Here is a 14275-nt window from a genome sequence, read left to right on the forward strand (position 1 = left end):
GGAGTAGAATAGGGTGGAATGGGATGGGAATAGAGTGGAGTAGAATAGGGTGGAATGGGATGGGAATAGAGTGGAAAGGTACCGAGAGATGGGAAACTAACCCGAAGTTGAGGAAGTGAACGAGTAGTCTACAGCTGGACGGAGAGAGCCAGACCGAATCGAATAGGACACGGGCTGAACCGATCGGAGGCCGGTCCCGGACAAGGAGGCAACGAGACGACACTACCGGCCGCATTTCATCGGAAATACGGTGTTCGATGAGATAATCAATCTAACCGTGTATGAGGAGACCGTGTTTCCGGTGAAATACCGAGCATCGCTTGGCGAGTCTTCGCCCAGATCGCTTGGCGAACTCTACTCTGGTACACTACATAAATCCTGTTGTTTCATTTTCGTCACAAAGAACGAATCTCCACGACGACGACGCCACCCTACCCCCACCACACCCCCATTTCACCGGAAACACGGTGTGCCTCTCCGAACAAGACCCAACCTAACCGTTCCGTGAGTTCCCGTTCGAGAGAGTTGCGGACCGCTACCGCACCCGCCCTTGGGGAAACTGGGATAGTAGTTTTCACCCTACCTACGGAACAGAGTGTAACGCACCGTTACGCATCGCGAGGCCGCCCTCGCTCCCGGCCTCGACGGTGCCAGTCGTTTCCGGGGCGTCGACGCCTTCCAGAACGTCGTCGGACGTCCGAGCCGCGAACTCAGGTGCTGCGGTCGTCGAGAGTAGCGTGTCGGTCCTCGGATAACACGCGAGAGAGAAAACCGGAATCCCGCGCGCGCCACGGAACGTTCTCGGCGGAGCTACTCCTGTGCGTCCACGACCGCGACGCTGGCCAGGTTGACGATGTCTTTCACCTCGTCACCTCGCTGGAGCACGTGAACCGGCTGGTCCATCCCGACGAGCATCGGCCCGATAGCCTCGGCGCCGCCAAGTCGCTGAAGCAGTTTGTATCCGATGTTCCCGGCTTCGAGATTCGGGAACACGAGGACGTTCGCGGCCTGGTCGAGTTCGGAGAACTCGTAGGTGCCGTTGAGGATGTCGTCGACGACCGCGGTGTCCGCCTGCATCTCACCGTCGACGGGGAAGTCGACGCCGGCGTCGGACTGGAGGATGTCGACCGCGTCCCGCGGCTTTCGCGTTCCGGCGTTATCGACGCTGCCGAAGTTAGAGTACGACAGCATCGCCGCGCGCGGTTCGACGTTGAACCGGCGCGCGAGGTCGGCGGTGTGTCGCGTGACCTCCGCCAGCGTCTCCGCGTCCGGGTCTTGGTTGACCGTCGTGTCCGCACAGAAGATGACCCGATTTTTGAACGTGAGCATGTACACGCCGGCGACGGTGTCGGTGTCCGCGGCGGAGCCGACGACCTGGAGCGGTGGCCGGAGCGCCGACGGGTAGTGGTGCGTGAGTCCGGTGAGCATCGCGTCGGCGTCTCCGGTCTCCACCATGACGCTCCCAAGGTAGTTGGTGTCCCGCTCGACGAGGTCGTTCGCCTCGCGTTTCGTGATCCCCTTGCGCTTGCGGAGCTCGTACAGCCGCTCACCGTACGCGGAGACGTCTCGGTTGTCGGGGTCGACGATTTCGGGACGGAACGAGAGCCCGAGTTCGGCCGCGGTCTGCGAGATGGTGTCGGCGTCACCGAGCAGCACCGGCTCTGCGATTCCCTGTTCGGAGAGCTGGTAGGCCGCGCGGATCATCTTCTCGTCGGTCCCCTCCGCGAGCGCGATCCGCTTCGGGTCGCTCTTCGCTTTGTTCAACACGACCCGCATCATCTCCCGGGACTTGCCGAGGCGCGCTTCGAGCCGCTCCCGGTACTGCTCTAGGTCTATCTCGGTCCGCGCCGACCCGGATTCCATCGCGGCTTCCGCGACGCGCGGCGCCAACTCGAACAGCACCCGCGGATCGAGCGGCTTCGGGATGACGTAGTCGGGACCGAACTGGAGCGGGTCGTCGCCGTACGCCTTCACGACCGCGTCCGGGACGTCCTTGCGCGCGAGGTCGGCCAGCGCCTCCGCCGCGGCCGCCTTCATCTCCTCGTTGATCTCGGTCGCGCGCACGTCCAGCGCCCCGCGGAACAGGAACGGGAACCCGAGCACGTTGTTCACCATGTTCGGGTAGTCCGACCGGCCCGTCGCCATGATCACCGTATCGTCGCGCGCGTCCTTCGCGTCCTCGTAGGTGATCTCCGGGTCGGGGTTAGCCATAGCGAAGATAATCGGGTCGGCAGCCATCGAGCGGACCATCTCCTGCGAGACGATACCGCCGACGGACAGACCGACGAACACGTCGGCGCCCTCCATCGCGTCCGCGAGGTCGCCCCCCTCGACGGGTGTGGCGAACTGGCTCTTGTACTCGTTGACTTCGCCCGCCTTGACGCGCTCCTCAGTGATAATGCCCGAGGAGTCACACATCGTGATGTTCTCCTTGCGCGCGCCGAGCGAGACGTAGAACCGCGCGGTCGCGATGGCTGACGCGCCGGCACCGGAGAAGACGATATCGAGCTCGGAGAGCTCCTTCCCGGAGATGTCGACCGCGTTCATCAGCGCCGCGCCGGAGATGATCGCGGTGCCGTGCTGGTCGTCGTGGAACACCGGGACGTCCATCTCCTCGCGGAGCCGCTCCTCGATTTCGAAGCACTCGGGCGCCTTGATGTCCTCGAGGTTGATCCCGCCAAAGGTCGGCTCCATCGCCGTCACCGCCTCGCAGAACGGGTCGACGGTGTCGATGTCGAGTTCGATGTCGAACACGTCGATGTCGGCGAACCGCTTGAAAAGCACGCCTTTCCCCTCCATGACGGGTTTCGACGCGGACGCGCCGATATCTCCGAGTCCGAGAACGGCGGATCCGTTCGACACGACGGCGACGAGGTTCCCCTTCGCCGTGTACTCGAAGACCGACTCGGGGTCGGCCGCGATGTCGCGACACGGCGCCGCGACGCCCGGCGAGTACGCCAGCGAGAGGTCTCGCTGCGTGTTCGTCGGCTTCGTGGTCTCGATCTCGATCTTCCCGGGCGGCTCCTGCCGGTGGTACTCCCGCGCGTCGTCGTCCAATCCCATATCTCTCCCCATTCATGAACGGAGTAAAAAGCTATCCATGGTGTCGAATATGTAATTCGACGTTCGACGATCCTTCTCCGGTGCGGAAGGCCTACCCGCACCCCCTGAACCGAACTGCCAAACGGTCGGTTCCCGACCACCGCTCGCGGCGAACGTCAGTACCGTGAACGCCGGCGTCAGCGGCTGCTGTCGGCGTCAGCAGTAAATGCCGGCATCATCGATGGCCGTCGACGTTATCGATACCCGGCGACACCATCGATGGCCGTCGACGTCATCGATGGCCATCGCCGTTCGAGGAGAGTGCCGCTGCCAGCGGCGCCGAGTCCGGATCGATACCAGCGAGCGTCGAAACCTCGTACGCGGTCAGGTACGTCCGTGCCACCAGTCGAACCGGGACCGCGAGGACCGCGACCGCGGCGACCGCGGAGACGAGAACGACGCCGAGGACGACCGCACCCGCGGTCGTTCCCGTCAACGCCCCGAGCCCGCCGAGCGGAACCGCCGCGAGCACGAGCGCGACGAGAACGACCACGGCGACGACGCCGCTCGCGAAGGCGACCGCGACGGCCTGAGCGAATCCGACGCCGACCGCGACAACCGCGTGGACCGCGAGGTAGGCGACGACGTCCATCCACGACCCGCGGACCGACGTCCAGACGCGACGCCACCCCGCGAGGACGCCCACATCACGAGCCACCATCGCCGGCGCGACGAACTCGAACGTGAGCCGGCCGACGAGGACACCGACCAGGCCGGTCACGACGCTGAACACCCCGAGAGCCACGGTCGCGGCCGTCGACAGTCCGGCGAAGCCACCCGGAGAGACGCCGAGAACGCGGACGAGAGCGGGGTCGATGGCGGCGGCGAAGGCGACCGCGGGAGTTCCGGTCGCCACCGCGAGCGCCGTCGCGAACCCGAGCAGTCCCAGCGCCTGCCGGAACCGATCGCGAAACGGCCGCCAGATCCTAACCTCGGTCGTCGCGAGCGCGTCGTAGAAGGCGAGCTGGAACGCGATCGAACACGCGACGAGGGCGACCGCGACGAGCAGCGCGCCGACGGCGACTCCGGCCAGCAGTGCGGCGTCGACCCCGGCCAGCAGCGCGGCGTCGACCCCGGCGAGACGCTCGGCGCCCGCTCCCACGGCGCGGTCGACGCCCGCCGGTACCGACTCGGATTCCGCCGGGACGAACTCGCTCCAGACGCCGATACCGCCGGCCGGGGCGCCGAGCGACGACGAACCGGTACCCGACACTCCGCTGCTCCCGCCCGCCATAACGAGCGCGAGGAACGCGAGCTTCGCCCACCGCACCGCTTCGAAGGGGAAGAGGAACCGCCGCGTGGCGTCGACGGCCCGGTCGAGCGCGTCGACGGCGTGCCAGCTCATACCGACCGTTCGCCAAAGAGCGTCAAATAGGCTGGCACCCGCGCGGCGGGTGACTGCCCTCCTCTCGCGAACAGCCACCCCGTCGCTCACTTCGCGGGCCGACGCCGCCGACCCGGGGTCGTTTAAGTCGGACGCGACGGATCGTGACGTATGAAGGTCCGCGGCGAACGCGAGTGCCAGTCCTGCGGCGCGCGGTGGTCGTACTACGAGACGGGGTCCGTCGCGTGCCCGAACTGCGGCGACCTGCGCAGCGTCGGCGTCGACGACCGAACCGCGCACACCGACGCGGCCGTCGCCCTCGACCTCTCCGCCCACCGCGAGCGCTTCGCGGACGCGCCCGAGACTCTCCCTCGGTCGGGAGTCGACGACCTCCAGTCCGACCTCCGGGAGTACTGCCGGAAGCGAGGGTTCATCGACGGTGGGCGACTCCTCTCCCTCGACGACACCTACCTCGCCGCCCGCGAACTGCTGGAGGCCGTCGACTGCTTCGAGCGGCTGCGAGACCCGACCGACGCCGACCGCGAGTACCTCCTCGGCCTGCTCGCCGGCGCGGACGAAGGCGAGCGACCGCCGGCCGGCGAGGTCCCGAACGCGCTCCGGGAAGCCCGCGGGATGGCGGCCGTGCGCGCGGTCGAGGCGTACCGCAGCGACGCGCTCGACTTCCTCGACGAACTCGAAGCCGACGCCGGACCGGACTCCAACGGCGAGCGTGACGCCGGACCGGACTCCAACGGCGAGCGTGACGACGGCGCCCCGGCGGTCGCGGTCGGGGGGGAGAATCCCGCGGCCAGAATCGCTCCCGCGCGCGACGCCTTCGAGCGCCTCCGCGACCGCGTCACGCGCGTCGACGCGCTCGGCGGCGACGTGTCGCCCGCGGCCGCGGACGCCCTCGTCGAGGCCGTCGGCGCGCTGGGGGAGTACGTCCGGGCGGGCGAGGAGTCTGCGCTGGCGACCGCCGACGACCTGATCGCCCGCGCGAGCGTCGACGACCTCGACCCGACGGATCGCTGAGGCCGACCGAACCGCCCGTTCGGGAGACGGACCGAGTCGCCCGTCCGGACCGGTGCCCTCACGCAGCGTCCGGCGCGACCACCCGGTTCGAGAGCGTGCCGACCCCCTGGTAAGTGATCTCGACGCGCTCGCCCGGCTCGACGAGTCCGGGGTTCGCGGGGCTGCCGAAGGCGACACAGTCGCCCGACTCGAACGTGAACCGCTTCGAGAGGTACGAAACTACCTCGTGCGGGCCGAACAGCATCAGTTCGGTGTTGGCGTCCTGCCGCGTCTCGCCGCCGACCGTCGTCTCGATGTCGAGTCCCGTCGGGTCCACGTCGGTCTCGATCCACGGGCCGAGCGGCGCCGACCCGTCGAACGCCTTGCGCGCGGTCCGGCCCTGCTGGTCGAGCGCGTCGACGTCGTTCATGACCGTGTAGCCGCGCACGACGTCGGGCACGTCCGCGGGCGCGAGGTCGCGACAGCGCTCGTCGATCACCGCGACCAGTTCGCCGGCGTAGGTCAGTTCGTCGGTCCACTCCGGATACCGAATCGCCTCGCCGTGCGCGAGCAGGCTCGTCGGCGGCTTGACGAAGAAGTCCGGCTCCTCGGGCCGCTCGTAGTCCATCTGGTCGAGCGTCTCGGCGTAGTTCCGGCCGACGCAGTACAGCGCGCTGGGGTCACACGGCGGGAGCAGCCGCCCGTCGCGGCCGACCTCGTAGCGGCCGTCGTCGGTGACGACCGCGCCGTCGTCGTAGCGCCCGGCGACGGGACCGTCCGGCGTGATCAGTCGAGCGAGTCGCATGCGGACACGTGCGCGCTGCGTCCTGAAAAGGATCGGTGACGTACAGTCGATGACGAGCGACCCATGGCGAGCGAACGACGGCGAGCGACCGAGTTCAGTCGCCGGCGTCGCCCGAGTCGACACCGATCACGACGCCCGACCGAATCTCCAGAGCGGTCTCGAACTCCGCCCGCCGGTCACTCCCGGAGCCGATCCGTTCCACTTCGGCCTCGTGCGCGCGGACTACGGCGTCGCGCTCGCGCTCGGAGAGTCCGACGCGCTCGCCGACCGCCTCCCAGTGGTCCGGCTCGACGAGGAACGCCTCGCGGTCGGCCTCGGCCGCGATCCGCTCGTATCGCCGGCGGTACGCGTCGGCTCTGGGGCCGAGGTCGGCCTGAACGCGCGCGAGCAGCGCCGGGACGCGCGCGGCCGGGACGCTCGCGAGCGCAGCCGTCTTCACGAGGGCGGTCCCCTCGATGGGATACGAGCCGCGGTCCCGGTCGGGGTCCGACTCCGAGCCCGTTCTCGCGTCGGAATCGACGCTCTCGTCGTCGGACATCACCCGCCGGCGCGCATGGCCTTCTGCCTGTACTTCGGGAGCAGGTCCGCGAGCGCGTCGGGGTCGCCCGCGAACTCGGCGGTCACCTCGGTGAGTTTGATGGCCGCCGCGGCGGTCACCTTCTCGGCGCTGAGGGTGACCCGCCAGCCGTCACCGTCGACGCGGGTCGCCTCCGCGGGGTCGTCGGTCCCTACCAGTTCGCCACCCAAGTTCCTGAGGTAGTGGGCCGCGAGCCGACGAGAGATGCCGCGGTACGCCACCGTCTCGCGTTCCCAACCCTCCTCGGTCGAGGGGATATCTGTCGCCTCCGCGGCCTCGTCGGTCGCGTCCGCGCCGCCGTCCGCCTCAACCGCGCCGCCGTCCGCCTCGACCGCCGATTCGTCGTCTCCCGCGCCCCCGGCGACCGGCGGGAACACGGAGAGCCGGTCCCCGTCCGCCATCGGAGTGTCGAGCCCGTCGAGGTGGAGCACCTCGCGACCGTTCTTCAGGACGTTGATCTGCGGTGCGAGATCGTCGTCGACGATCAGGCGGCCCTCCATCCCCTCGTACTCCGATTCCAGTTCGCGCAGCACGTCACCGACGGAGGAGCCGTCGGCGAACTCCGCGTTCACCGTCTTCCCGCCGGCGGCCTCGCGAAAGGTCGCGAAGAACCGCAGTTCGAGTTCCATACCCGTACGTCGGGTCGCGGCGGCTTAAAAGCGGCCGGCCGCGGAAGCCGATGCGGCGGCGGACCGCGGCCCGCGCCCGGTCACGTTCTGACTACAGGTCGGACAGCCGGATCCCGTCTTCGACCAGCCGGAAGTTGCGCTCGCGGTCGAGGTCGTCGGCGAGCCACTCGTGATCGTACAGCTGGCCGATGAGTTCGAGGTAGAGGTTGCGCCACGCGATCGCGTAGATGGGCGACTGCCCCCACGCGCGCAGCTCCGGCACGAACTCGTGATACGTGCTCGCCTGCGACTCCATGCGCTCGACCGCGTCGGCAACGATCTCGGCCGCCTCGTCCGGCTCCGCGTCTGCGAGCGCGTCGTTCAGGCGCGACTGGATACCGGTGATGGCGCGTCGCATGTCGCGTTCGGCGGTCCCCTCCTCCTCCGGAAGCGACTCGACGACGCCCTTCGGCACGCCGAGTTCGATCTCTGGCATGCGATAACCTCGGGGGAGCGCGGGCAAAAAACCCGTTCACCCGGCGACGGAGACCGCGGCGGACTGGATCCCGCTCACGGCGTCGGCGCCGCCTTCTGGAGGGCCGTTTCCGCGATGTTCCCGCCGTAGTCGGCCGACCGGAGGACAGAGTCGACGACCAGCCCGAGCAGTTGCGCGCGAGTCGGGTCGAGGTCGCGGAGGAGTTCGTCGATGGAGCGGACGCGCTCGTCGATCACCCTGACGCCGGTCCGCGCCTCGTTGGCCCGCCGCGTCGCCGCCTCGGTGTCGTCGTCGAACAGCGCGTCCATCGCCGCGTCGATCACGTCGACCGCGTCGCCGTGGAGGTCGCTGACGGCCTCGACGACATCGTCGGGCAGGGGGTCGTCGATGTTCAGGGTCAGGTGCGCGATCTTCGTCGCGTGGTCGCCGATCCGCTCTAACTGGCGCGCGCTGGAGTGGTAGTCGAAACACTCCTCGCGCGGGAGCCCCAGCTCCTCGGCGGCCTTCGGCGTCCGCAGCGTGGCGCGGAAGATCCGCGAGACGACGAGCCACAGCCGGTCGAGGTCGTCGTCGCGACCGATCACGTCGCGCGCGAGGTCGTGGTCGCGCTCCGAGAGCGCGGTGATCGCGTCCTCCAGCATCGAAAGCGAGATCAGTCGCATCCGCGTGACCGCGTTGTGGATCGAAAGCTCCGAGGAGTCGAGGAGGTCCTGAACGACGACGCGGTCGCGCGTCTCCTCTAACACCTCCAGACCGACGAGACTCTGAACCGCGTCGCGGATCGTCGACCGCTGCTCGGTGGTTATCTCCGCCGCCTCCAGTTCGATGACGTCGAAGCCGCTGACGTACATCGTCGTCACCGCGCGGCGGAGGGCCTGCCCGGTCAGGTCCGCGATGTCGAGCGTCCCCCGCGTCCGCTCCGAGTCGGACTTGGGCGTGAGAAACAGCGAGTCGCCGTCGGGATGGAACTCGATCTCCGTCCCGGCCTCGACGCCGTTGTCCGTCGCCCACGTCTTGGGAATCGACACCGTGTACGTCGAACCGCCGGTGACCTGGACCTTCCGGGTTTCCATACCCCACCCTCCGGAGCGGATCACCTTAATTTTGATCAAAATATATACCTCGATACCACCCCAGTTTCGGGCGGAAAAATCGGTATCTACCGAGCCGTCACTCGATATCTACGATATCGGGCAGTTGAGAGCCGGTAGAAAAACTCAAAGTATATAGAAATATATAGCCCTCGTTTTACCCACCTATCCGCTCACACCACGCGGTTTCGCAGGTCGTCGCCCGCGTCCAGTCGGGCGACGTTGTCCGCGAGGATGTCCGCGACGCGCTCGTAGTACTCGGGCGTGTGGCCGGCGTTGTGCGGCGTGATCGTCGCGTTCGACAGCCCCCACAGCGGGTGGTCCTCCGGGAGCGGCTCCGGGTCGGTGACGTCGAGCGCCGCGCCGCGGATGCGGTTGTTCCGGAGCTCCGTCACTAAGGCGTCGGTGTCGACGATCGGGCCGCGCGCGATGTTGACCAGTATCGCGTCGGGCCGCATTGTCCGGAGCGCGTCCGCGTCGACTAACCCTTCGGTCGTCTCCGTGAGCGGACACGCCAGCACGACGTACTCCGCGTCGGTGACGGCCTCGTGAAACTCGTCGAACCCGTACACCTCGTCCGTCGGCCCGCCCTTCTCGGGGGAGTAGCGGACGCCGACCGTCTCGGCGTCGAACGCCTTCAGACGGTCGACGACCGCCCGCCCGATCGCGCCGAGCCCGACGACGGCGACCGTCGAGCCGCACACCTCGGTCGTCTCGTAGGTGCGCCACTCCCGGCGAGACTGCTGGCGATACGCCCGGTGGAACTGTCGCGCGTGCGCGATCATCGACCCGACGACGTGTTCCGCGATGTTCGGCCCGTGGACGCCGGAGGCGTTCGTGACGGCGACCCCGCGGTCTGCGAGCAGTTCCCGCGGGAGGTGCCCCGTCCCCGCGAACACGCAGGCGAACAGCTCCAACTCCTCGGCGGCGTCGAGCAGCGCCTCGTCGATGTTGAGCCCGACGGCGATCCGCGCGTCTCGGATCAGGTCGCGCTCCTCCGCGGGCGTCCGCGCCCGCGCGACCTCGGCGCCGGGGAGTCGCTCGCGGAGCGCGTCCGCCAGTTCGTCGGGACCGAGTCCGTGGATCGTCTGTCGAAGCACGAGGACGTCCGGATCGCTCATGCGGAGCAGTCCTGGCGGAACCGACAAAAATGGTGCCGCTTGGCCGACGCCGGAGACGGTCCCCGAGGTCGGGCGCGACGGCCTACGACAGCGCCGCGTCGAACGCCGCTTGGAGGTCTGCCTTCATGTCGTCGACGTGTTCGATCCCGACCGAGACCCGGATCAGGCCGTCGGTGAGTCCGGCCGCGAGCCGCTCCTCGCGCGGGATGGCGGCGTGGGTCATCGCCGCGGGCTGCTCGATCAGGCTCTCGACGCCGCCGAGCGACTCCGCGAGCGTGAACACCTCGGTCTCGCTCACGACCGTCGACGCCTCTTCGAGGGTGCCGTCAAGTTCGAAGGAGAGCATGCCGCCGAAGTCGTCCATCTGTGCGGCCGCCAGCTCGTGGTCCGGGTGCGACTCCAGCCCGGGGTAGTAGACGCGGTCGACCGCGTCGCGGTCCTCCAGCCACTCCGCGAGCTCCGTCGCGTTCTCGCAGTGGCGGTCCATCCGGACCGGGAGCGTCTTCGTCCCGCGGAGGACGAGGAACGCGTCGAACGGCCCGGGCGTCGCCCCGACCGAGTTCTGGTAGAAGCCGAGCCGCTCGTCTAACTCCTCGTCGTCGACGATAAGCGCGCCGCCGATGGTGTCCGAGTGGCCACCGAGGTACTTCGTCAGCGACTGGGAGACGATGTCGGCGCCGTGTTCGAGCGGGCGCTGGAGGTACGGCGTCGCGAACGTGTTGTCGACCGCGCAGAGCGCGTCGCCCTCGTGGGCGACCTCCGCGAGCGCGCCGATGTCGTTGACGTTCATCAGCGGGTTCGTGGGCGTCTCGACCCACACCAGTTCGGTCTCCTCGCGCATCGCGTCCCGGACCGCGTCGTGGTCGGTCGTGTCGACGAAGCTGGTGTCGATGTCGTACTCGTCGTACACCTGCGTCAGGATGCGGTGGGTCCCGCCGTACACGTCGTCGCCCGCGACGACGTGGTCGCCCGCCGACAGCAGGTTGAGGACGGTGTTTATCGCGCCCATCCCCGAGGAGAAACAGCGCGCGTGGCTGCCCGACTCCAGCGAGGCGAGGTTCGCTTCGAGGTCGGTGCGCGTCGGGTTCCCGGTCCGGCTGTACTCGTAGCCGCGGTGGTCGCCCGGCGCGTCCTGCTCGTACGTCGAGTTCGCGTGGATCGGGGTCATCAGCGCGCCCGTCTCCGGGTCCGGCTCCTGTCCGGCGTGGATCGCGCGGGTCTCGAAGCGGCGGTCGTCGTCGCGGTCGCCGTCGCTGCCGTCAGATCGGTCGCTCATACCTGTGTCTCGTCACCGAGGCTGGTGATTCTTCCCCTTTGAACCGCCCGCGAGAAGGCTGCGCGCCCGCGAGACGAGAGCCGTCGCTCGCGGTGTGAGAGTGGATGCTCGGTCAGGGATTTGAACCCTGGTCGTCGGCTGACTTCCGAACCGGCGCCGAGGCGCCGCGTCCGCCGAAAGGCCAACATGATTGGCCGGACTACACCAACCGAGCGTAAACGACGCTTACGCCGGGGACAATTTAACTCTTCTCAACTCTCGGCAGCGTGGGTGGGTAGCCCACGCCCGATCTCCGCAGACGATCGCGACCCGAAACCCCGACGAGGTTCGGAGCCGCGACGGGACTCAGAGCTGCGACGAGATTCGGAATCGCCACGGCACTCGGGGCCGCGACGGCACTCGGAATCGCCACGGCACTCGGGGCCGCGACGCGGACAGAAACTCGGGGGTTACTCGTCGACGTCGACCTTCTCGATCTCGACGGCCTCGCGGGGGTCGTCGTTGCGGCCGGTCGGCACGCCGCCGATCTCCTCGACGACGTCCATCCCGTCGATGACCTGCCCGAAGACGGCGTGTTTACCGTCGAGGTGCGGGGTGGCGTCCAGCGTGATGAAGAACTGCGAGCCGTTCGTGTTCGGGCCGGAGTTCGCCATCGAGAGGATACCGGGCCCGTCGTGGGTGAGGTCGTCGTGGAACTCGTCGTCGAACTGGTAGCCGGGACCGCCGCGGCCGTTCTCCATCGGGTCGCCGCCCTGGATCATGAAGTCGTCGATGACGCGGTGGAAGACGATACCCTCGTACAGCGAGTCGCCGCGGACCTCGCCGGTCTTGGGGTCCTCCCACGTGTTCGTGTCACGCGCCGGCTCCGCGTCGGCGGCGGGGTCGTGGCGCGCTAAGCCGAGGAAGTTCTCGACCGTCTTCGGCGCGCGGTCGGCGAACAGCTCGACGACGATTTCGCCGTGGTTGGTCTGGATCGTTACCTGCGGGTTGTCGGGGTCGTGGACGTCTCGTGCCATGTCCTCGGGAAGGAGCGCGCGTCGGAAAACCCTACCCATCTTCGCGGCCGGCCCGGCGACCGCGAAGGCCGCATTTATAAACGAACGCAGCCGACGCGTCGACATGAGTTCGACCCCCGTCCTGACCGCCGCGGCGCTCGTCGTCGGGGTGACCGTCGGCGCGCTGTTCGCGTTCCTCCGCGTTCCGATCCCCGCGCCCCCGGAGCTACCGGGGGTGGTGGCGATCGTCGGGATTTACCTCGGGTTCAAGCTGGTCGGCTACGCCGGCGTCGGCTTCGACCTGCTCGACGCGCTCGGACTGTAGTCCCCGGTCTGAGCTTCCCGGTCCGGCCTTCCCGAGTCCGACCTTCCCGAGTCCGACCACCGAGGCGGCCGGTATCGTTTTCCACCGGGCGCGAGGAGTGGCGGGTATGTACGACGACATCCTCCTGCCAGTCGCGCCCGGCGGCGAGGCGAACGACGCGATCCCGCACGCGGCCAGCCTCGCTGAACGGTACGACGCGACGGTTCGCGTGGTCTCGGCGGCCGACACCGCGGTCGACACGCTCGCGGGGCCGCGGACCGGCGCGTTCTCCGACCGGCTCGCGGAGGCGGCCGAAGAGCGCGTCGAGGCGGTGACGGCCGAACTGGAGGCCGCCGGCGCCGAGACGGTCGGAAACGTCGTCCGCGGCGAGCCGCTGGACGTCATCGAGAGCGCGATCGACGACGGCGCCGACATCGTCGTCATGCCGAGCCACACCCGGCGGGGGATCCGGCGCCTCCTCCTCGGTAGCGTGACGGAGAAGGTCGTCCGGGTCGCCTCCGTGCCCGTGGTGACGGTCCCGATGGACGAGACCGAGGAGGGAGGCGAGGAGTCAGCGGAGCCGGCCGCCGGAAGCGACGCGGGCGACGCGTCCAACGCGCGGTGACGGGCGACCCGAACGACTCGACCGGGAGGGAGACCGTCACCCGCGCCTTCCGGGTCGCGTACGACGGCCGGGAGTACGCCGGCTTCCAGCGCCAGCCGCACGCGCACACGGTCGCGGACGCGCTCCTCGGCGCGCTGGCCGATCACGGGGTCGTCGAACCCGGCGAGGGACCGACCCACGCCACGCCCCCCGGCTACGCCGCCGCCGGCCGGACCGACGCGGGGGTCTCGGCGGTGGCCCAGACCGTCGCGTTCGAGGCGCCGACGTGGCTCACGCCGCGCGCGTTCAACGGCCACCTGCCGGGGTCGGTCCGCGTGTGGGCCGCCGCCGACGTCGAGGACGGGTTCCACGCGACGCACGACGCGGTCCGGCGGACGTACCGATACCACCTCTACGCGCCGAGCGCCGACGCCGCGGACGCGCCCGCAGACCCGGCGCGCAGAGACCCGGAACACGCGGTCGACGACGACCGGTTCCGGGCGGCGCTCGCGCGGTTCGACGGCGAACACGACTTCCACAACCTGACGACCGACGAGACGGGGACGGTCCGCGACCTCGACGCGCGGGCGGTCCGCGAGGGTGACACGCTCGTCGTCGAACTCGCCGCGGACGGCTTCCCCCGCGCGCTCGTGCGGCGTGTCGTCGCCGCGGCCCGCGCCGTCGGTCGCGGGACGGCGGACCTCGCGTGGATCGACCGGCTGCTCGCCGCGGAACCGGTTCCCGGCGAGCGCGGCGTCGGGCCGGCGCCCCCGGAGCCGCTCGTGCTGTGGGACGTGACCTACCCCGAAGCGGCGTTCGCGGTCGACCCCGAGGCCGCGGAGAGCGCTCGCGTCGCTTTCGGGGAGCGCCACCGGGACGCCCGCCACGCCGCGACCGCCACCGGCGCGGTGCGCGACAGGCTGTTCTCGGCCATCAAGGAACGGTAGCTCGGGTCGCGACG

At 69.0% G+C, this 14275-nt stretch carries 14 protein-coding genes, 1 tRNA gene and 1 pseudogene; 4 read left to right on the forward strand and 12 right to left on the reverse strand.

The features are described from left to right. Positions 1-810 precede the first annotated feature (810 nt). Together KI388_RS06655 and KI388_RS06660 are read right to left on the reverse strand one after the other, a co-directional pair. Positions 811-3063 carry an NADP-dependent malic enzyme gene (locus KI388_RS06655; RefSeq protein WP_215088558.1) on the reverse strand — a complete coding sequence of 751 codons (2253 nt, stop codon included), beginning with the start codon at positions 3061-3063 and terminating at the stop codon, positions 811-813. Positions 3064-3334: 271 nt separating this feature from the next. Further along, complete coding sequence (locus KI388_RS06660) at positions 3335-4447, reverse strand: hypothetical protein (RefSeq protein WP_215088559.1); 1113 nt, start codon at positions 4445-4447, stop codon at positions 3335-3337. Positions 4448-4597: 150 nt separating this feature from the next. On the opposite strand from KI388_RS06660, the gene KI388_RS06665 reads away from it, so the two are divergent. Continuing rightward, the gene (locus KI388_RS06665; protein ID WP_215088560.1) at positions 4598-5458 is read left to right on the forward strand and encodes a hypothetical protein; all 861 of its coding nucleotides are present in this window, start codon (positions 4598-4600) and stop codon (positions 5456-5458) included. A 58-nt stretch (positions 5459-5516) separates the two neighbouring features. Here the strand turns inward: KI388_RS06665 and KI388_RS06670 are convergent, their stop codons facing one another. The 10 genes and pseudogenes from KI388_RS06670 to KI388_RS06715 form a co-directional block, all read right to left on the reverse strand. After that, entirely contained in the window at positions 5517-6242 is a 726-nt protein-coding gene (locus KI388_RS06670; protein ID WP_215088561.1) for a fumarylacetoacetate hydrolase family protein, read from the reverse strand. 94 nt (positions 6243-6336) lie between these two features. Next, on the reverse strand, positions 6337-6780 hold the full coding sequence (locus KI388_RS06675; protein WP_215088562.1) for a hypothetical protein: 444 nt from the start codon (positions 6778-6780) through the stop codon (positions 6337-6339). Further along, a complete protein-coding gene (locus KI388_RS06680; RefSeq protein ID WP_251133253.1) occupies positions 6780-7196 on the reverse strand; it encodes a hypothetical protein in 417 nt (138 codons plus the stop codon). Before KI388_RS06680 ends, KI388_RS06675 begins: the two co-directional genes overlap by 1 nt. Continuing rightward, positions 7170-7448: pseudogene (locus KI388_RS06685) on the reverse strand (ubiquitin-like small modifier protein 1); the annotation flags it as partial. The pseudogene KI388_RS06685 and the gene KI388_RS06680, both read right to left, overlap by 27 nt. 91 nt (positions 7449-7539) lie before the next feature. Next, a complete protein-coding gene (locus tag KI388_RS06690; protein WP_215088563.1) occupies positions 7540-7923 on the reverse strand; it encodes a hypothetical protein in 384 nt (127 codons plus the stop codon). Positions 7924-7997: 74 nt separating this feature from the next. Beyond that, positions 7998-8996 (reverse strand): phosphate uptake regulator PhoU, encoded by a 999-nt coding sequence (locus tag KI388_RS06695; protein WP_215088564.1) that lies wholly within the window; start codon positions 8994-8996, stop codon positions 7998-8000. A 191-nt stretch (positions 8997-9187) separates the two neighbouring features. Beyond that, positions 9188-10135 carry a D-2-hydroxyacid dehydrogenase gene (locus KI388_RS06700; protein WP_215088565.1) on the reverse strand — a complete coding sequence of 316 codons (948 nt, stop codon included), beginning with the start codon at positions 10133-10135 and terminating at the stop codon, positions 9188-9190. An 82-nt stretch (positions 10136-10217) separates the two neighbouring features. Beyond that, on the reverse strand, positions 10218-11411 hold the full coding sequence (locus KI388_RS06705) for a cystathionine gamma-synthase (RefSeq protein ID WP_215088566.1): 1194 nt from the start codon (positions 11409-11411) through the stop codon (positions 10218-10220). 105 nt (positions 11412-11516) lie between these two features. Beyond that, positions 11517-11625, reverse strand: a tRNA-Glu gene (locus KI388_RS06710). Between the two features lie 235 nt (positions 11626-11860). Further along, positions 11861-12427: a peptidylprolyl isomerase gene (locus KI388_RS06715; protein ID WP_215088567.1), complete on the reverse strand. Its 567-nt coding sequence runs from the start codon at positions 12425-12427 to the stop codon at positions 11861-11863. Positions 12428-12530: 103 nt separating this feature from the next. On the opposite strand from KI388_RS06715, the gene KI388_RS06720 reads away from it, so the two are divergent. The 3 genes from KI388_RS06720 to truA all read left to right on the forward strand — a co-directional run bounded on the left by KI388_RS06720 (position 12531) and on the right by truA (position 14261). Further along, positions 12531-12731 (forward strand): DUF1427 family protein, encoded by a 201-nt coding sequence (locus tag KI388_RS06720; protein ID WP_215088568.1) that lies wholly within the window; start codon positions 12531-12533, stop codon positions 12729-12731. A 106-nt stretch (positions 12732-12837) separates the two neighbouring features. After that, positions 12838-13335, forward strand: coding sequence for a universal stress protein (locus KI388_RS06725; RefSeq protein ID WP_215088569.1), 498 nt, complete (start codon positions 12838-12840; stop codon positions 13333-13335). Beyond that, positions 13332-14261: a tRNA pseudouridine(38-40) synthase TruA gene (gene truA, locus KI388_RS06730; RefSeq protein WP_215088570.1), complete on the forward strand. Its 930-nt coding sequence runs from the start codon at positions 13332-13334 to the stop codon at positions 14259-14261. Before KI388_RS06725 ends, truA begins: the two co-directional genes overlap by 4 nt. Positions 14262-14275: the final 14 nt, after the last annotated feature.

The sequence above is a fragment of the Halorubrum sp. 2020YC2 genome, assembly GCF_018623055.1.
Classification (GTDB): domain Archaea; phylum Halobacteriota; class Halobacteria; order Halobacteriales; family Haloferacaceae; genus Halorubrum.

Excerpts from the sequence above, each read along its gene's own strand:
- KI388_RS06655 (WP_215088558.1), bottom strand. The coding sequence starts at position 3,063 with ATGGGATTGGACGACGACGCGCGGGAGTACCACCGGCAGGAGCCGCCC.
- KI388_RS06660 (WP_215088559.1), bottom strand. The coding sequence starts at position 4,447 with ATGAGCTGGCACGCCGTCGACGCGCTCGACCGGGCCGTCGACGCCACG.
- KI388_RS06665 (WP_215088560.1), top strand. The coding sequence starts at position 4,598 with ATGAAGGTCCGCGGCGAACGCGAGTGCCAGTCCTGCGGCGCGCGGTGG.
- KI388_RS06670 (WP_215088561.1), bottom strand. The coding sequence starts at position 6,242 with ATGCGACTCGCTCGACTGATCACGCCGGACGGTCCCGTCGCCGGGCGC.
- KI388_RS06675 (WP_215088562.1), bottom strand. The coding sequence starts at position 6,780 with ATGTCCGACGACGAGAGCGTCGATTCCGACGCGAGAACGGGCTCGGAG.
- KI388_RS06690 (WP_215088563.1), bottom strand. The coding sequence starts at position 7,923 with ATGCCAGAGATCGAACTCGGCGTGCCGAAGGGCGTCGTCGAGTCGCTT.
- KI388_RS06695 (WP_215088564.1), bottom strand. The coding sequence starts at position 8,996 with ATGGAAACCCGGAAGGTCCAGGTCACCGGCGGTTCGACGTACACGGTG.
- KI388_RS06700 (WP_215088565.1), bottom strand. The coding sequence starts at position 10,135 with ATGAGCGATCCGGACGTCCTCGTGCTTCGACAGACGATCCACGGACTC.
- KI388_RS06705 (WP_215088566.1), bottom strand. The coding sequence starts at position 11,411 with ATGAGCGACCGATCTGACGGCAGCGACGGCGACCGCGACGACGACCGC.
- KI388_RS06715 (WP_215088567.1), bottom strand. The coding sequence starts at position 12,427 with ATGGCACGAGACGTCCACGACCCCGACAACCCGCAGGTAACGATCCAG.
- KI388_RS06720 (WP_215088568.1), top strand. The coding sequence starts at position 12,531 with ATGAGTTCGACCCCCGTCCTGACCGCCGCGGCGCTCGTCGTCGGGGTG.
- KI388_RS06725 (WP_215088569.1), top strand. The coding sequence starts at position 12,838 with ATGTACGACGACATCCTCCTGCCAGTCGCGCCCGGCGGCGAGGCGAAC.